Origin of the sequence: Bradyrhizobium genomosp. III, from assembly GCF_000261705.1 — a bacterium.
Lineage (GTDB): Bacteria > Pseudomonadota > Alphaproteobacteria > Rhizobiales > Xanthobacteraceae > Bradyrhizobium > Bradyrhizobium ottawaense.
Map to the genome: position 1 here is coordinate 18,025 of NZ_AJQF01000200.1, position 16,292 is coordinate 34,316.

General features: G+C 65.6%; 17 protein-coding genes. 6 read left to right on the plus strand and 11 right to left on the minus strand.

The genetic code is table 11. The features are described from left to right. Window positions 1-80: 80 nt before the first annotated feature. Window positions 81-1,124, minus strand: a complete 1,044-nt coding sequence (locus IC66_RS0117225; protein ID WP_038948457.1) for a C-terminal binding protein — start codon at window positions 1,122-1,124, stop codon at window positions 81-83. Between the two features lie 258 nt (window positions 1,125-1,382). Here IC66_RS0117225 and IC66_RS0117230 point away from each other — a divergent pair, with 258 nt between their 5' ends. After that, window positions 1,383-3,068, plus strand: a complete 1,686-nt coding sequence (locus IC66_RS0117230) for a methyl-accepting chemotaxis protein (RefSeq protein ID WP_028140246.1) — start codon at window positions 1,383-1,385, stop codon at window positions 3,066-3,068. Between the two features lie 158 nt (window positions 3,069-3,226). On the opposite strand, the gene IC66_RS0117235 is transcribed toward IC66_RS0117230, so the two are convergent. The 3 genes from IC66_RS0117235 to IC66_RS0117245 form a co-directional block, all read right to left on the minus strand. After that, the gene (locus tag IC66_RS0117235) at window positions 3,227-4,204 is read right to left on the minus strand and encodes a Bug family tripartite tricarboxylate transporter substrate binding protein (protein ID WP_038948458.1); all 978 of its coding nucleotides are present in this window, start codon (window positions 4,202-4,204) and stop codon (window positions 3,227-3,229) included. Between the two features lie 234 nt (window positions 4,205-4,438). Continuing rightward, window positions 4,439-5,374, minus strand: coding sequence for a DMT family transporter (locus IC66_RS0117240; protein WP_038948459.1), 936 nt, complete (start codon window positions 5,372-5,374; stop codon window positions 4,439-4,441). 289 nt (window positions 5,375-5,663) lie between these two features. Next, entirely contained in the window at window positions 5,664-6,596 is a 933-nt protein-coding gene (locus IC66_RS0117245) for a DMT family transporter (protein ID WP_038948461.1), read from the minus strand. A gap of 420 nt (window positions 6,597-7,016) precedes the next feature. Here IC66_RS0117245 and IC66_RS0117250 point away from each other — a divergent pair, with 420 nt between their 5' ends. Both IC66_RS0117250 and IC66_RS0117255 read left to right on the plus strand, forming a co-directional pair. Then, on the plus strand, window positions 7,017-8,309 hold the full coding sequence (locus tag IC66_RS0117250; RefSeq protein ID WP_028140242.1) for an adenylosuccinate synthase: 1,293 nt from the start codon (window positions 7,017-7,019) through the stop codon (window positions 8,307-8,309). A 37-nt stretch (window positions 8,310-8,346) separates the two neighbouring features. Next, window positions 8,347-9,954 (plus strand): hypothetical protein, encoded by a 1,608-nt coding sequence (locus tag IC66_RS0117255; RefSeq protein WP_038948462.1) that lies wholly within the window; start codon window positions 8,347-8,349, stop codon window positions 9,952-9,954. Between the two features lie 64 nt (window positions 9,955-10,018). Here IC66_RS0117255 and IC66_RS43445 read toward each other — a convergent pair whose 3' ends face one another. The 3 genes from IC66_RS43445 to IC66_RS0117270 all read right to left on the minus strand — a co-directional run bounded on the left by IC66_RS43445 (window position 10,019) and on the right by IC66_RS0117270 (window position 11,082). Next, window positions 10,019-10,312, minus strand: a complete 294-nt coding sequence (locus IC66_RS43445; RefSeq protein ID WP_162832256.1) for a hypothetical protein — start codon at window positions 10,310-10,312, stop codon at window positions 10,019-10,021. Between the two features lie 259 nt (window positions 10,313-10,571). Next, window positions 10,572-10,802 carry a hypothetical protein gene (locus IC66_RS0117265; protein WP_026202008.1) on the minus strand — a complete coding sequence of 77 codons (231 nt, stop codon included), beginning with the start codon at window positions 10,800-10,802 and terminating at the stop codon, window positions 10,572-10,574. Between the two features lie 37 nt (window positions 10,803-10,839). Continuing rightward, complete coding sequence (locus IC66_RS0117270; protein ID WP_028140239.1) at window positions 10,840-11,082, minus strand: hypothetical protein; 243 nt, start codon at window positions 11,080-11,082, stop codon at window positions 10,840-10,842. Between the two features lie 142 nt (window positions 11,083-11,224). Between IC66_RS0117270 and IC66_RS0117275 the strand changes: the two genes are divergently transcribed. Further along, window positions 11,225-11,650: a DUF5413 family protein gene (locus IC66_RS0117275; protein ID WP_028140238.1), complete on the plus strand. Its 426-nt coding sequence runs from the start codon at window positions 11,225-11,227 to the stop codon at window positions 11,648-11,650. 61 nt (window positions 11,651-11,711) lie between these two features. After that, entirely contained in the window at window positions 11,712-12,266 is a 555-nt protein-coding gene (locus tag IC66_RS0117280) for a DUF4112 domain-containing protein (protein WP_038948464.1), read from the plus strand. 135 nt (window positions 12,267-12,401) lie between these two features. On the opposite strand, the gene IC66_RS0117285 is transcribed toward IC66_RS0117280, so the two are convergent. From IC66_RS0117285 to msrA, 4 genes are all read right to left on the minus strand, one after another. Next, window positions 12,402-12,695 (minus strand): hypothetical protein, encoded by a 294-nt coding sequence (locus IC66_RS0117285; RefSeq protein ID WP_018318374.1) that lies wholly within the window; start codon window positions 12,693-12,695, stop codon window positions 12,402-12,404. A 213-nt stretch (window positions 12,696-12,908) separates the two neighbouring features. Next, window positions 12,909-13,073 (minus strand): DUF3309 family protein, encoded by a 165-nt coding sequence (locus tag IC66_RS43450; RefSeq protein WP_080670079.1) that lies wholly within the window; start codon window positions 13,071-13,073, stop codon window positions 12,909-12,911. A 106-nt stretch (window positions 13,074-13,179) separates the two neighbouring features. Beyond that, entirely contained in the window at window positions 13,180-13,599 is a 420-nt protein-coding gene (gene msrB / locus IC66_RS0117295) for a peptide-methionine (R)-S-oxide reductase MsrB (protein WP_028140236.1), read from the minus strand. Between the two features lie 31 nt (window positions 13,600-13,630). After that, entirely contained in the window at window positions 13,631-14,347 is a 717-nt protein-coding gene (gene msrA / locus IC66_RS0117300; RefSeq protein ID WP_028140235.1) for a peptide-methionine (S)-S-oxide reductase MsrA, read from the minus strand. Between the two features lie 257 nt (window positions 14,348-14,604). On the opposite strand from msrA, the gene IC66_RS0117305 reads away from it, so the two are divergent. Beyond that, window positions 14,605-16,287 carry a tetratricopeptide repeat protein gene (locus tag IC66_RS0117305; RefSeq protein WP_028140234.1) on the plus strand — a complete coding sequence of 561 codons (1,683 nt, stop codon included), beginning with the start codon at window positions 14,605-14,607 and terminating at the stop codon, window positions 16,285-16,287. Window positions 16,288-16,292: the final 5 nt, after the last annotated feature.

The window sequence follows — 16,292 nt, forward strand, 5'->3', positions numbered from 1 at the left end:
TTCCTCCCTATGATGTCCCCTTCCCGGCGTTGATCGCCGGTGAAGGGCCGTTTCGCCTCTGGCGCCTTGGCGCCGGCCGCCTAGCTGTTCGGCCCGCGATCCATGCTGACGGGTTGCCAGCGGCGGAGCGTGGTGTCTTGCAGCACCGACGGATTGACGCAGCTTACCGGCCACATGCCCTGAAGCACCAGTGACAATTCGTAGCCCACGCGGCGCTTGCGCGCTTCGTCAAACCGTGCCGAGGCCGAAGCGACATGGGCGGTCAGGGTCACGTTCTCCATGCCAAGCAGGGGATTGTTGTGCGAGGGCGGCTCCTTCTCCAGCACGTCGAGCGCGGCGTGCGCGATCCAGCCTTCCTGCAGCGCCTTGATCAGGCTCTCCTCGTCCACGGTTGCGCCGCGCCCGGTGTTGATGAAGATCGAGCCCTTCTTCATCTGCCGAAAGTGCTTCTCGGTCAGCATGTGATGCACCTCGGGCCTTGCCGGGGCATGCATCGAGACGAAGTCGGATTGCGACAGCACCTCGTTCAGCGTCGCCGGGATCACGCCGTGATCGTACATCAGCGTTTCCTGGATGAAGGGATCGTAGGCCATCATGCGCAGGCCGAACGGCGCGGCGCGTTTCGCAACTGCACGCGCGACGCGGCCGAACGAGACGAAGCCGAGCGTCTGGCCCATCAGCCTCGGAACCTTGAGCAGCGCCGGCCGGCCCTCCGCCCAGCGGCCGTCACGCACCATGCGGTCCTGCTCGACCAGGCGGCGGAAGCTGGCGAGCAGCAGCATCATGGCGTGATCGGCGACCTCTTCGATGAAGGTGTCCGGAATGTTGGTGACGGGAATGCCGCGCGCGGTGGCAGCCTTGACGTCGACGCTGTCGACGCCGACCGAGCCGAGCGTGATGACCTTGCAGGTCTGCAAGCTGTCGATGATGGTCTTGGTGATCGGGATGCCCTTGGCATAGATGGCGTCCGCGGTCTTTGCGGCGGCGATGAACCCGGCCTCGTCGGCAGGAGCCTCGATGATCTCGGCGTCGATCGGATCGAGCGCCTCGCGCTCAAAGGAATAGTCGCTGCCCGCGACCGTGAAGCTCGCGCCCTTCGGCGTCACCACCCTGTATTTCGGCATTTTCTCGCTCCCGATTTGGTTTGTCGGTTCTTGTTGTGACCCGTCTCCGCGGGCGGGCCTTTGCGTCTTTTACGCGAAATCGGAGCGGTCGCGTACAATCGTTGGTTGCCGGTGCGGAGATAAATTGCCGTTTATTGCGGCTGCGTCCGGGCTTCTACGGAGGCACGTAAGTAACTTGCTAAGGCTCTCTCCCTAAAAGTTATTTCGATTTCGATCGATCTGTCGCGCGCCCGTATCCCATTATTGCCGGAGCTAATCGTGAAATTGAGCAATCTGAAGATCGCCCCGAAGCTCGGCATCCTTGTCGGCGTCACCTTGTTCGGCCTGTGCATCTCCGGTGTCCTCGCCGGCTATCTGATGAAGCGCGAGATGGTGAATGCGCGCATCGATCAGGCCAAGGCGATCGTCGAGCTGGCACGCAACTATGCGGGCGCTCTGAAGAAGCGCGTCGACGCCGGCGAGCTGACGAAGGACGCGGCCATGGCCGAGCTTCGCCGCTACGGCAATTCGATGACCTACGACAACGGCGCGGGCTATCTGTTCGGTACGTCGTATGAAGGCATCACGCAGCTCGCGCCGGATCCCAAGCAGATCGGCACCAACCGCATGGATGTCGTGACCAACGGCCGCAAGCTGTCGGTCGAGCTGATGGACGGCGTCAAGGCCAACGGTTCGATCCTGCTGCATTATGAATACATGAAGCCCGGTCAGCCGACGCCGATCCGCAAGATCGGCTACGCGGTGGCGGTGCCCGGCTTCGACATGTATCTCGGCACCGGCGCTTATCTCGACGACATCGACGCCAAGATGGGTCCGGTCTATTGGCTGCTCGGCTTTGCCATGCTCGGCATATTCATTGTCGCCGGCAGCGTCGCCTGGCTGATCGGCCGCGGCATCAGCCGCCCGCTGGCGCTGCTTGGCGCCCGCATGAAGGATCTCGCCGACGGCAAGCTCGAGGGCGACATTCCCGGCGTCGGCCGCGGCGACGAGGTCGGCGCGATGGCCTCCACCGTCCAGATCTTCAAGGACAACGCGGTCCGCATCCGCGACCTCGAAAGGACCGAAGCCGATGCCAAGGAACGCGTCGCGGCGGAACGTCGCAGCGCGATGGAAGGCATCGCCAACGACTTCGAACGCAGCGTCAACGGCATCGTCCGCTCGGTCTCCTCGGCCGCGGCCGGCATGCAGACGACGGCGCAGTCGATGACCGCGACCGCCAGCGACGCCTCCTCGCGCGCGGCGACGGTCGGCGCTGCCTCGCAAAAAGCCTCCGGCAATGTCGGCACGGTTGCGGCGGCCGCCGAAGAGCTGTCGAGCTCGGTTGCGGAAATCTCCCGCCAGGTCACGCGCTCGACCGAAGTCGCCAGCCGCGCCGTCAGCGACGCCGAGCGTACCAATGCCACCGTGCAGGTGCTCTCGACCGGCGCCGAGAAGATCGGCGAAGTCGTCAAGCTGATCCATTCGATCGCAGCGCAGACCAATCTGCTCGCGCTCAACGCCACCATCGAGGCGGCACGCGCCGGTGAATCCGGCCGCGGATTCGCGGTCGTCGCCTCCGAGGTCAAGGCGCTGGCCAACCAGACCGCCAAGGCGACCGAGGAGATCTCCGCGCAGGTCGCGGCGATGCAGACCTCGACCAGCGACGCGGTCACGGCCATCTCCGGCATCACCCAGACCATCGCCGAGATGAGCGAGATCACCGCCGGCATTTCCGCATCGATCGAGCAGCAGGGCGAAGCGACCCGCGAGATCGCCCGCAACATCCAGTCGGTCGCGGCCGGTTCGAACGAGATCAACGCCAATATCGGCAGTGTCACCTCGGCCGCGGAAGCGACCGGCACCGCGGCAACCGACGTGCTCACCAACGCCCGCGAACTGGACAGCCAGTCCGGCGCGCTGCGCAGCGCCGTCGACGGCTTCCTCGCCAAGGTGCGCGCGGCGTAAGGCCAAACGCTCGAAATTCGTAGGGTGGGCAAAGGCGCCGAAGCGCCGTGCCCACCTTTTCTTTTTGCGACGACCTGACGGTGGGCACGCTTCGCTTTGCCCACCCTACGAGAGCGGTGCCCCGGGCTCAGCGCCGCGTCCGCGACACGAGACCGTCCTTACTGCTTCTCGATCTTCGCGTTGGTGATCAGCTTCTCCCACAGCACGAGCTGTTCGTTCACGAACGTGCCGAGCTGCTCCGGCGTGCCCGAGAACGCGTCCATGCCGAGGGTGGCGAGCTGTGCCTTGATCTCCGGCTTCTCGACGATCTTCCGGATCTCGGCGTTGAGCCGGGTCACGATCTCCTTCGGCATGCCGGCGGGGCCGAAATAGCCCTGCCAGGACGAGATGTCGAAATCAGGCACGCCGGCCTCCTGCATCGACGGCAGGTTCGGCACCAGCGGCGAGCGGTCCTTGGTGGTGACGGCGAGCGCGCGCAGCGCGTTGCCGTTGACGTGGGGCAGGCCGGTCAGGATGTCGACGAACATCATCGAGACGCGGCCGCCCATGACGTCGTTGAGCGCCGGCGGCGAGCTCTTGTAGGGCACGTGCAGCAGGTCGAGCCCGGCATTGTGCGCAAAGGTCGCACCCGACACGATCGCGGAGGACGATCCCGAGGCGTAGCTCAGCTTGCCCGGATTGGCCTTGCCGTAGGCGACGAGCTCGCCAACGGTCTTGGCCGGCACTTCCGGATTGACGACCAGCATGAAAGGCAGGTCGCCGGTGCGCGCGATCGGCGTGAAATCCTTGACCGGATCGTAAGTGAGGCTCTTGAGCAGATAGGGATTGGCCGAATGCGTGGTGTTGGTCGTCACCAGCAGCGTGTAGCCGTCGGGGGCGGCCTTCGCGACATAGCTTGCGGCGAGCATGCCGTTGGCGCCCGCCTTGTTCTCGATCACGATGCCGACGCCGAGCGCCTGCGACAGATGCTGCGAGATCAGCCGTGTCGTCGTGTCGGTGCCGCTGCCGGCCGCGAACGGCAAAACAAGCGTGATGTTGCGGCTCGGCCAGGTATCGGCCTGTGCAGTGGATGCGGCGACGAGGCACAATGCAGCCGCGCCGACGGCACGCAGGTTTCGAATCAGCCCTGAAATCATATCGAGACGTTCCCTCTTTTTCGTTGGCGGGGAACCTAGCGTCTCTTCGCCAAAATCGGAAGACGCGAGTTGTCTCGTGTGCCCCGGGCGCAGTGCAGCGCGCCGCCGTTCGCGGCGTGATGCGCTGCCGAACGGGGGCCCATGCTGCCACAAACTGGATCCCGGCTCTGCGACGCACCGCTTGCGCGCTGCGTCTTGTCCGGGACACGAGCACGCATCGTCCGCCGCGCGGAATTACTTCACCGCCGAGCCCTGGCGTGAGGCGATCACGACGCCGGCGAGCACCAGCGCGTAGCCGATCAGGTGAAACGGCTGCAGCTTTTCGCCGAGCAGCACGATCGCCATCGCCGAGCCGAACACCGGCACCAGATGGAAGAACGGCGCGGCGCGGTTCGGGCCGATCAGCGCGACGCCGCGGTTGAAGAACAGATAGGCCAGCGTCGAGGGAAAGATCAGGATGTAGCCCAGCGTCGCCAGCGTCGTCCCGTCGAATTGCAGCACGCGGCCGCTTGCCGCCTCCCAGATCGCGGTCGGCAGCAGCATCGTCGCGCCGCAGCAGGTGGTGAAGGACAGGAAGGAGAGCTGGTGGATCTTGGGCCGACGCGGGATGAAGGCCGAGTAGATCCCAAACGCCACCAGCGAGGAGGCGAACATGATGTCGCCCCTGTTGAAGCTGATGCTCGCGAGCGCGGCGAGATCGCCGCGCAAAATGATGATCAACACGCCGAGAAGCGAGATCGCGATGCCGGCGAACTGGGCACCCGTCAGCCGCACGCCGAACAGCACCAGCGACCACAGCGCCACGAACAGCGGTCCGGCCGACTGGATCAGCAGCGCGTTCAGCGCCTCCGTGTACTGCATCGCCCAGTACGAGATCGCGTTGTTGAAGGCGAAGCCCACCAGCGACAGGAACAGCATCAGCGGCAGGCTGTTGCGCAAGGCGGGCCAGTCGCGCTTCAGATGCGGCCAGGCGAACGGCAACAGGATCAGGAAAACGCCGAACCAGCGGATCGTGGTCACCGTCAGCGGCGGCACATGCGCGCCGACATGGCGCGCGAGCACGATGTTGCCGGCCCAGAACAGCGAGCTCAGGCTGAGCAGCAGATAAGGCTGGTTGTTGAGCCAGCTGGCCGGACTGGAGGCAGGTGGCGCGGGCGAGGCAATCGTCATTGGCGTTGGATACGAGCTTGTGCCGGATTGCCGTCGCGGCACAAGTCACGCGGCCGCAATGCTACAATGCAGGCAAACCCTGAGGAGGCGCCTTTGGCGGCTAATATGTTGAACAAGGTGACGCGGCGTTGGCTTTGCCCCTCTCCCCTTGCGGATGAGGGGTATCTCTCCGCTCGCTTGGACTCGTAGGGTGGGCAAAGGCGCACTTGCGCCGTGCCCCCCGTCTCTCTCGATCGCAAAAATGCGTGGGCACGCTTCGCTTTGCCCACCCTACGAGAGTTCGAATAAATTACGTCGCCTGCTTTCGTGACGCCACGAACACGCCCGACAGCACCAGCGCAAAACCGATGAAGTGGAATGCCTGCGGGTGTTCGCCCAGGAACGCCATCGCCATGATCGAGCCGAACACCGGCACGACGTGGAAGAACGGCGCGGCGCGGTTGGCGCCGATCAGGCGCACGCCGCGATTGAAGCAGAGATAGGCCAGCGTCGAGGGAAACACCGCGACGTAGAACAGCGTCAAGAGGTTCGGCCCGTCGAGCTTCATGACCGGGCGCGCGGACAATTCCCAGATCTCTAGCGGAATGAGGCAGGCCGCGCCGGCCCCGAAGGTGAAGGCGAGGAACGACAGGCCGTGCATCGGCGGCCGTTTCAGCGTCAGCACCGAATACAGCGCGAAGATGACGAGTGCGACGATGAAGATGAGGTCGCCCTTGTTGAACTCGATGTTCGACAGCGTGGTGAAATCGCCGTGCAGCAGAATGGTCAGCACGCCGCACATCGACAGCAGCACGCCGAACGCCTGCGCCACGGTGAGGCGGATGCCGAGGATGGCCAGCGACCACAGCGCCACGACCAGGGGCGCGGCCGACTGCAGCAGCAGCGTATTGAGTGCCTGGGTATGCTCCAACGCCCAATATTGCAGCGTGTTGAAGGCGCCGATGCCGGTGACCGAGAGCGTGATCATCAGGCCGAGCCTGCCGCGGATCGCGGGCCAGTCCTGGGCAAGATGTTTCCAGGCGAACGGCAGCACCAGCAGGAAGGCAAAGAACCAGCGCAGGAACGACAGCGTGACCGGCGGGATGTGGCCGGCGGCGAGCCGGCCGACGATGGCGTTGCCGGCCCAGCACAGCGCGGTGATGCTGAGCAGCAGATAAGGCTGGTTGGCGATCCAGCTGTGGCCGGATGTCTCCGCGCTCGTGGTCTGGCCGGTGGCGGACATTGGGATTGGCGTGCCCCGCGTGCGCCGAGGCATCCAGCCCGGCGGGATCCGGGCCGGCTGATCGCCCGGCGCTGCCCAAAGACACGGAAATCGGAGCTGCATCAACGGGGGGCGGACGCATCGCGACCATGCAGCGGCGGATTGAGCCTCTCACGCTTTGGTCGAAGCCTGCGCGCTGGCCGCGAAGGTTTCTGGATTTTCCGGGGATATCAAAGGCTTGGAGTAGCCTCGAAGCCCTGAAAATGCCCCGTTCTTGCTTGCCTAGAGAGGCTGCTTCCTTTATCCGGTTGGGCTGCCTCGGTGCGAACGGCCTCTGGCCGGGAATTGGGCTGGGCGCAGGCATGATTCCGGAAAAATGGGTACCAATTTTCCGTTCGGATCGTGCCACCTACAGAGAAATCTTCGAAGGATTACCCGCGAATGGCCAATGTTGTCGTCGTCGGCGCCCAGTGGGGCGACGAAGGAAAGGGCAAGATCGTCGACTGGTTGTCGGAGCAGGCGGACATCGTCGTCCGCTTCCAGGGCGGTCATAACGCCGGCCACACGCTGGTGATCAACGGCAAGACCTACAAGCTCGCGCTGCTGCCCTCCGGTGTCCTGCGTGAGCAGAAGCTGTCGGTGATCGGCAACGGCGTGGTGTTCGATCCCGCCGCCTTCCTCGACGAGGTCTCCAAGCTGCGAGCGCAGGGCGTCGCGGTCTCGCCGGAGAACCTGCGTATCGCCGAGAACGTCACGCTGATCCTGCCGCTGCACCGCGAGCTCGATGCGCATCGCGAATCCGCCAGTGCGGCGACCGCGATCGGTACCACCCGCCGCGGCATCGGGCCTGCCTATGAGGACAAGGTCGGCCGCCGCGCCATCCGCCTGATGGACCTCGCCGACCTCGACACGCTCCCGCACAAGATCGACCGGCTGCTTGCCCACCACAACGCGCTTCGCCGCGGCCTCGGCCTGCCCGAATTCGACGGCAAGGTGATCTTGAAGGAGTTGAGCGCGCTGGCGCCGGAGCTGCTGCCCTACGCCGAGACGGTGTGGCGGCTGCTCGACATCAAGCGGCGTGAAGGCAAACGCATGCTGTTCGAAGGCGCGCAAGGCGCGCTGCTCGACGTCGACCACGGCACTTACCCCTACGTCACCTCGTCCAACACGGTGGCGGCGCAGGCGGCGACCGGCTCGGGCCTCGGACCCGGGGCGGTCGGCTATGTGCTCGGCCTGTGCAAGGCCTACACCACCCGCGTCGGCCAGGGCCCGTTCCCGACCGAGCAGGACAACGAGACCGGCCGCCGGATCGGCGAGCGCGGCCGCGAGTTCGGCACCAACACCGGCCGTCCGCGCCGCTGTGGCTGGTTCGACGCCGTGCTGGTCCGTCAGGCGGTCCGGACCTGCGGCATCAACGGCCTGGCGCTGACCAAGCTCGACATTCTCGACGGCTTCGACACGATCGAGGTCTGCACCGGCTACAAGCTCGACGGCAAGGAGATCGACCACTTCCCCGCCGGCGAGGGCGCCCAGGCCCGGGTCGAGCCGATCTACGAGACCATCGAGGGCTGGAAGGAGCCGACCGCCAATGCGCGGTCCTGGGCCGACCTGCCGGCCCAGGCCATCAAATATGTCCGGCGGATCGAGGAATTGGTGGGGTGCCCGGTTGCGCTGCTTTCCACCAGCCCCGAACGCGAAGATACTATCCTGGTGCAAAATCCGTTTGAGGCTTAACGATATCTTACCGGGACGCGCGTATAGTTGAGTTGAAATGGCTGATTACTATCCGCTGATCGCCCGCGCTATTGCCGCCCTGGACCCGAACGCTCCCGGCGAAAGCCGTCGCGCGCTCTATGAGCGGGCGCGCACGGCGTTGATCGCGCAGTTGCGCAGCGTGCAGCCGCCGCTCTCCGAATCCGAGATCACCCGCGAAAGGTTGTCGCTGGAGGAGGCCGTCCGCAAGGTCGAATCGGAGGCTGCCCAGCGCGCCCGCGAGGCCTCGCGCCCCGGTGGCGGCGCCCGCGGCGGCAGCAGCGGAGATGCCTTCCGCCGCGCCAGCACCCGAGCTGCCGAAGGCAGCCCCGCCGCGGCCGCGCCGGCCCCGCCGCGGACGCGTCCGGCTCCGCCGCCGCCGCGCGCCGACCGTCCCTCCTTCAACGTCGATGACCAGAGCGAGGCCCCGCGTCCGCCGCGTGCGCCCCGTTTCGACGCCCCGCGCCAACCGGGACCGTCCGCCCCGCCACCGATGCCGGAGCCGGCGGCCGGGCGCGATCGCGCCGGTGCGCGCCGTCCGCCCGATGTCGGACCTCCGCCGCCGCTGCCGCCGGCACCGGGCGTGCGCGGCTTCCGCGACATCACGGCGGACGCCAACGATCTCGGCGGCGCTGCCGCCCAGGCCAGCCGCGCCGCGCGCCGCACCTACGCCAACGTGCCCTCGCCCTCGCCGGAATTCGACCGGCTCGAGCCGAGCCTGGAAAACCGCGCCGGCGAGCAGGACGCGCCCTATTCCTACGACGAGTCGGTCGAGGAGGCCGAGCGCTACGCGCCGCAGCCGCCGTCGCCGCGTCCGCGCATCGCGCCCGAGCGCGACGCCAAGAAGCGCGCCCGCACGCGCTCCGCCTTCCCGTTCAAGAGTGCGATCGCCGTCGGCATCGTGCTGATCCTGGTCGGCGCCGGCATCCTCTGGGGCAAGCAGCTGGTCCAGATCGCGACCAACCTGCTCAAGTCCTCGCCGACCCAGGTGGTGGAGGCGCCGAAGGATCCGTCCCAGCCGCAGAGCAAGCCCAAGATTCCTGATCGCGTCGGCCAGCCCTCGGCCAGCGACCAGCCGGTCGCGCCGGTGGCGCAGAAGGTCGTGCTCTATGACGAGGATCCGTCCGATCCGAAGGGCAAGCAATATGTCGGCTCGGTGGTGGGGCGGCTCGAGCCGATCAAGGCGTCGGGCAACCAGAAGGCCGACGTCGCCGTGCGTGCCGACATCGAGATCCCCGACCGCAAGTTCAAGATGACGATGTCGTTCCGCCGCAACACCGATTCCTCGCTGCCGGCGAGCCACACGGCGGAGCTGACCTTCATCCTGCCGCCGGATTTTCCCGGCGGCAGTGTCTCCAACGTGCCGGGCATTCTGATGAAGTCGAACGAGCAGGCGCGCGGCACGCCGCTCGCCGGCCTCGCGGTCAAGGTCACCGACGGCTTCTTCCTGGTCGGCCTGTCCAATGTCGACGCCGACCGCTCCCGCAACGTCCAGCTCCTGAAGGAGCGCTCGTGGTTCGACGTGCCGCTGGTCTATGCCAATCAGCGCCGCGCCATCATCGCCATCGAGAAGGGCGCCCCCGGCGAACGCGCCTTCAACGACGCCTTCGCACAGTGGGGCGACTGAGGCATTGCTGTCATTCCGGGCTCGGTGCTGCGCACCGCCCCGGAATGACATTCTTCATGGATTACTATTGCGCCGCCGCTTCCCGCTTGCGGGATGCTGATGCCGCGGCTTCGCGGTCCATCACGGCGCGGCAGCCGGGGCTGACCTGGGCCTTGTTCCGCACCATGCAGGCCCTGACCCTGGGAATGTCGGGGATCTCACTTGAGCACAGCCGCATCGCATCGCCCGTGCACATCTGCTGCGCTTCGGACGAGAAGGCGAGGCCGGGTGAGGTCTGGAGTGCGATGGCCGTGGTTGCTACGGCCAACAGCGAAGCGGTGGTCTTAAGCAGCGAAGCGATCGTCTGATAGCGTGTCATGCAGAATGCGTCCCCGAGTTCCGTGAGCTTGAGCCACTTGGTTTTTGGGGCGCCGCACACGGCTTGATCTGCCGCATGTCACAGCCTTCACGTCGGGAACTTTGGTCCCGCATGTGGTCGCTCGATTTCTTGATGTTCGAATCGAAAAGTGCTGCGCCGCCCGAGCGAAGTATGCGCCATTGTCACGCGGCTGCAATGGCAGGTGCAAAGGAATTTGCAGCTGTTGCGTGGACGTCACGCACAAAGCGTGCGCGCGCGATCAGATCATCCGATCGAAGGAGGCGCTCGCTTGTTCCACATCGCTCGCGCCGAGCGCGGCGGCGTGTTCCTCGACGGCGGTGACGCCTTTGGCAGTCAGCTCGAACAAATCGCCGTCCTTCATCACGTAGCCGTCGGCGATGAGCTCGCCGATCTTGCCGTGGCGGTCGTCGGCGAAGGCAACGGACTGGCTGATGTCCCGCAGGATCGAGAGCTGTTCGTCGCGCAACATGGCTTCACTCTCCGTTCGCTGGGGATGGTCGCGGTCCTCACATGCCGTGGCTCTGAAACACCTTGCTGCAAGAGCGCGACAGCTTGGCCCGGTTGGCTTGCAGGCAGCCCTGCACGGCGCCGTCATTGCCGAGGTCCTTGCGGCAGAAGCGCGAGGCGTCGCGCGAGCAGGCCTGCTGTTCCTGGGGCGAGCCCATGTGGCCTTGCGCAAGAGCGGGTGCGTTCGACAGGCCACTCAGGGCTGCCAGCGTGATCGTCGCCAGGAGAAATCTGCGGGCCATCGGCGGCTCCAATCTGACAGGGATAATTCAGGTCCTGTCTGAACTCGTCGCCTTGCCACTTGTTCCTCCAAAGGCAGAGCTCGCCCCGCTATTCAAGGTTCCCGGGGCGCTGCTATAACACCGGCGAAACGTGAGGTGTTTGATGAAACGCTATCTGGTGTTTGCGCTGGTGGGCCCGTTCGTCGGCGGGTTCCTCCTGCTGCTGACGACGACCTATCAGTCCGGCTATTGGGCCCAGACCAGTCTCGGCGAGGTCGGCAAGCTGTTCGCGGTGTTCTTCAAGACCCTGCAGTACAGCTATCTGTTCGGCTTCCTGCCTTCGCTGATGATCGGCGCAGTCGATGACATCCTGACCCATGTCAGGCGGATCGGCCCGGGCTTGCGGATGCTCCTGGTCGGCCTGTTCGCCTTCGTGCTGGCCTCGCTCACCTACAGCTCGCGCGGGCCGGATTCGGGCGCGGTGCAGTTCATCCTGTATGGCCTCGTCGGGTTCGTGCCGGCGGTGATTTCGTCCTGGCTCGTGCATAAATACATCAAGGAGCCGCATCCGGTGGCGGCGCCGACGTGAGCGCGCGACGTTCGGACGCGGCGCAGCAACCTCAGCCGCGTCCGCGCGTTCCCTGAAGGCCATGACCATGTCCGACGACGACATCCTAGCTCCACGCAGATCCCGTCCGGGGAGCTCGCGCGCGACCTCTTCCGGCACCGAGGCACGCGGGCCGATCATCGACCAGGACGGCCGGGAAATCCGCCCCGAGACGCTGCAGCAGGGGTTTCGCGAATTCGGTTTCGAGCTTGGCAAGGACAATCCATTCGCCGGGAGTCCGTTCGGCAATCTGACGCGCGAGCAGCGGATCGCGCGGATCGAGGCGATCGCAAAGCTGCTCGACGTCGCCTTCATCCTGCCCGGCACCAACATCCGCTACGGCATCGACGGGCTGATAGGCCTGATCCCCGTCGTCGGCGACATCATCACCACGGCGATCTCGCTGTGGCTGGTGCGGGAGGCCCGCGCGTTGGGCGCGCCCTGGTACATCACCACCCGCATGCTCGGCAATGTCGCGCTCGACGGCGTGGTCGGCATGGTCCCGTTCGCGGGCGACGCTTTCGACGTGATGTTCCGCGCCAACATGCGCAACGTGCGTCTGCTCCGCCGCTGGCTCGACAAGCAGCCGCGGATTTAGCGCGGCGGCTGGGAGCGCTTGCCGCGAGTCCATCTGGTCGATGATGCGCCGCTGCGGGGAGAACCCCCAAACGCAAAAAACGCGACAGCCTTTCGGCCATCGCGCTTTCTGCGCACATCGGAGGCTTGCGAAAACTTAGGCCGCGTCGGCGGCGTCGGTCTCGGCCGGCGCCGGCTTGGGACGGCGGGGCAACGGGAAGGCTTCGCTCTCATAGAGCGAGCGGATGCCGTTCTGGTCGAAACGCGCTTCCTCGACCTGGAGATAGGCGCCGTTCAGTGAATCCGTCGGCAATTGCTCCATCGCGAACTGCACGGCTTCGGCCGCGGTGCCGAACCGGCGATAGGTGAAGCCTGCGCGCTTCTTCTTGCGGATCGCGGCGGGGAAGAGTTCGGCGGAGGTGTTGAAGTTGAACGGACGCAGTGGACGCATGGTCAAAGACCTCGTGATCTTCTCTGGGGCTTTAAGCGCGTGGGGTTTGGGAGGGCAGGGGCCGCCATCGAGCGAGCCCGCCGCACATGCCATTTCGCCCTCTAATATAGGCCGATTTGACAAAAATGCGACCCCCGCGATGGGAGATGATGAATCCGCGCATGGCAGCTCCGCGGATGAAATTAATCAAATTATTACAATGGCTTATATGGATTACAATTTGCCAAGAAGCAGCAGGACGACCAGCACCGCCAGCACGACGCCGCCGATGCCCATGCCGGAATGGCCCATCCCATAGCCGTAACCGCCGATGCGGCCGGACAGGCCGCCGAGCAGATAGATGATCACCAGGATGATCAGGACGGTCCCGAGTGACATGGCATCCTCCCTGGCGGCCGCCAAATGCGATGATCGGCCGCACCGCCAGACAAGAAAAGCACATCGCGCGGCCGGGTTCCACGAAGGAACCGGGCCGCGCGCAACCTTATTTCGGCTCCAGCTTCAGCGCGGCCGAGTTGATGCAGTAGCGCAGGCCGGTCGGCCCGGGGCCGTCGGGGAAGACGTGGCCGAGATGGCCGCTGCATTTGGAGCAGAGCACCTCGGTGCGGACCATGCCGTGGCTCACGTCCCGCTCCTCGTCGATATGGCTCTCGACGGCGGGCTGGGTGAAGCTCGGCCAGCCGCAGCCGGAATCGAACTTGGCGTCGGACTCGAACAGCACATTGCCGCAGCCGGCGCACGTGTAGGTGCCGGCGCGGTGGTCGTGCTCATACTCGCCGGAGAAGGGACGCTCGGTCGCCTTCTCGCGCAGCACGGCGTACTGCATCGGCGACAATTCGCGCCGCCACTGCTCTTCGCTCTTGATGACCTTGTTATCAGTGGTTTTCATTTTGGTGTCGGGCATGGGTCTCCCGTTTGTTTCGGTGATCTCGCGATCAGTTGGTGGCCTTGCTGGCGCTCACCAGCGTCGGCTTTTCAATGTAGTTATCCGCGAACAGCTTTTTCAGGTTCTCGACCTTGGGCAGGTCGTTATAGGCGATGTAAGGCTGGTTCGGGTGCAGCGTCAGATAGTCCTGGTGGTAGGCCTCCGCCGGGTAGAACGCCTCCAGCGCGCCGACCTTGGTCACGATCGGCTTGCTGAACACCTTGGCGCCGTTGAGCTGGGCGATATAGGCCTCCGCCACCTTCTTCTGCTCGTCGGAGGTGGTGAAGACGGCCGAGCGATATTGCGTGCCGACGTCGGGGCCTTGGCGGTTGAGCTGGGTCGGGTCGTGCGCCACCGAGAAGTAGATCTGGAGGATCTTGCCGTAAGAGATCTTCTTCGGGTCGTACTTGATCTCGACCGCCTCGGCATGGCCGGTCCGGCCGCTCGAGACCGTCTGGTAGTCGGCGGTCGCCTTGGTGCCGCCGGCATAGCCGGAGACCGCGTTGACGACGCCCGCGGTGTGCTGGAAGACGCCCTGCACGCCCCAGAAGCAGCCGCCGGCGATCACGGCGGTCTGGATCCCGCTCGCGGGTGCCGCATCCATGGCTGGGGCGGGGATCACGACCGCATCCTCCGCGGCCCGGGACGGCGCGGCAAAGGCCAGCGCAAAGGCAAGCGAGAGGGCGGTGGTTGCGGCGAGCAGGGAGGCGAGGGCAGGTCGGCGCATGGCGGATCCTCTTTCGGAAGGTCTGACAGTCTAGGGCGGTCGGGGCCGGACGAACAGTTGCCCGGCTGCGTTTTCGCACCATCCGAGGTACGGACGCGGCCGCCGATTGTTACGACGGGACGGACACGAGTCTGTGAAATGAGCCGCGCGGGATAGCCGGGCGCCGGCGGCTTGGCGAGACCGGGAACTCCGCGCTAGATGAACCGGTGCGATCGATGATCGACTCAAGAAGAATCTGGCTGGAGCAGGCCTGACCCATGCTGCGCGTCGTTTCCCTGACCCTCGTCATCCTGACGGCCGGCCTGTTCAGCGCGGCGGCCGACCCGCAGGCCGACGATCTCACCCTCTGCCGTGACCGCCAGGCGGAGGCCCAGGCCCGCGCGAGCGCCTGCGACAATCTGCTGAAGGCCGACAAGCTCAGCGGCAAGGACAAGGCCATCGCGCTCTCCGTGCGCGGCAACACGCTGATCAGCAAGCGCGATTACGACCACGCGATCGAGACCCTGTCCATCGCGGTCGATCTCGATCCGGATTATGTCATTGCCCTCAACCTGCGCGGCCTCGCCTATGAGCGCAAGGGCCAGGACGATCTCGCCATGGCGGACTACAACCTCGCCCTCCAGAAGCGCCCCACCTACGGTGTCCCCTACAACAATCGGGGCGTCATCTATGCGCGCCGCGGCGCTTTGCAAAGCGCGATCGACGATTTCAGCCTGTCGATCAAATACACGCCCAAATTCCTGCTCGGCTGGACCAATCGCGCCCGCGCGCGGACGCTGATGAAGGATTTCGACGGCGCGATCGCGGATTTCGCGGAGGCCGAGAAGATCGACCCGGCCGCGCCGCAGATCGCCAGCAACCGCTGCATCACGTACGGCATGATGGGCAGGTACGCGCAGGCCCTTGCCGACTGCAACGGCCTGATCGAGCGGCAGCCGAAAAACGTGTTCGCGATCAACAACCGCGCCGACGTCAGCATGATGAAGGGCGACCTCGACGCCGCGCTGAAGGACTACAACACGGCGATCCAGATCAATCCGAACAACATCCGCGCGCATTCCGGTCGCGGCCAGATCTATGAGCGGAAGAAGGATCTCGCGCAGGCGCGCGCCGATTTCCGCGCGGCCGCCTATTCGTTGACGAAGTTCGACGAGCCCGACGTCGCCCGCGCCCGTGCCGTCGCGCAGGAGCGGCTCGCCGCGCTGACGCCGCAGGCGCCGGCCGGGGCAACCGGGCGCCGCGTGGCGCTGGTGATCGGCAACGGCGCCTACAAGAACGTCCACGCCTTGCCCAATCCGCCGCGCGATTCCAAACTGATCGCGAGCGTGCTGCGCGACGTCGGCTTCCAGAGCGTGATTTCCGTCAATGACCTCACCCGCGACAAGTTCTTCGACGCGTTGAAGGCCTTCGCGGAGGAAGCGGAGAAGGCCGACTGGGCCGTGGTCTATTACGCCGGCCACGGCTTCGAGATCGGCGGGGTGAACTATCTCGTTCCCGTCGACGCCAAGCTCGCCGCCGACAAGGACGCCGAGACCCAGGCGGTCGCCCTCGAGCAGGTGATCGCCGCGGTCGGTGCCGCGCGAAAAATGCGTCTCGTGGTCCTGGATGCCTGCCGCGACAATCCGTTCGCGCCGAGCATGCAGCGCACGCTGTCGCTGAAGCTGGTCGACAAGGGCTTTTCCAACATCGAGCCCGGCGCCGGCTTCATGGTGGTCTACGCCGCCAAGCACGGCGAGACCGCGATGGACGGCGACGGCAGTGCCAACAGCCCGTTCGCCACCGCGCTGGCCCGCGAGATCAAGCAGCCGCGCATCGAGATCCGAAAACTGTTCGACATCATCCGCGACGACGTCTGGGCCGCCACCAGGCACGAGCAGCAGCCGTTCACCTACGGCTCGCCGCCGGGACGGGAAGATTTTTATTTTGTCGCGGGGAAGTAACTGAG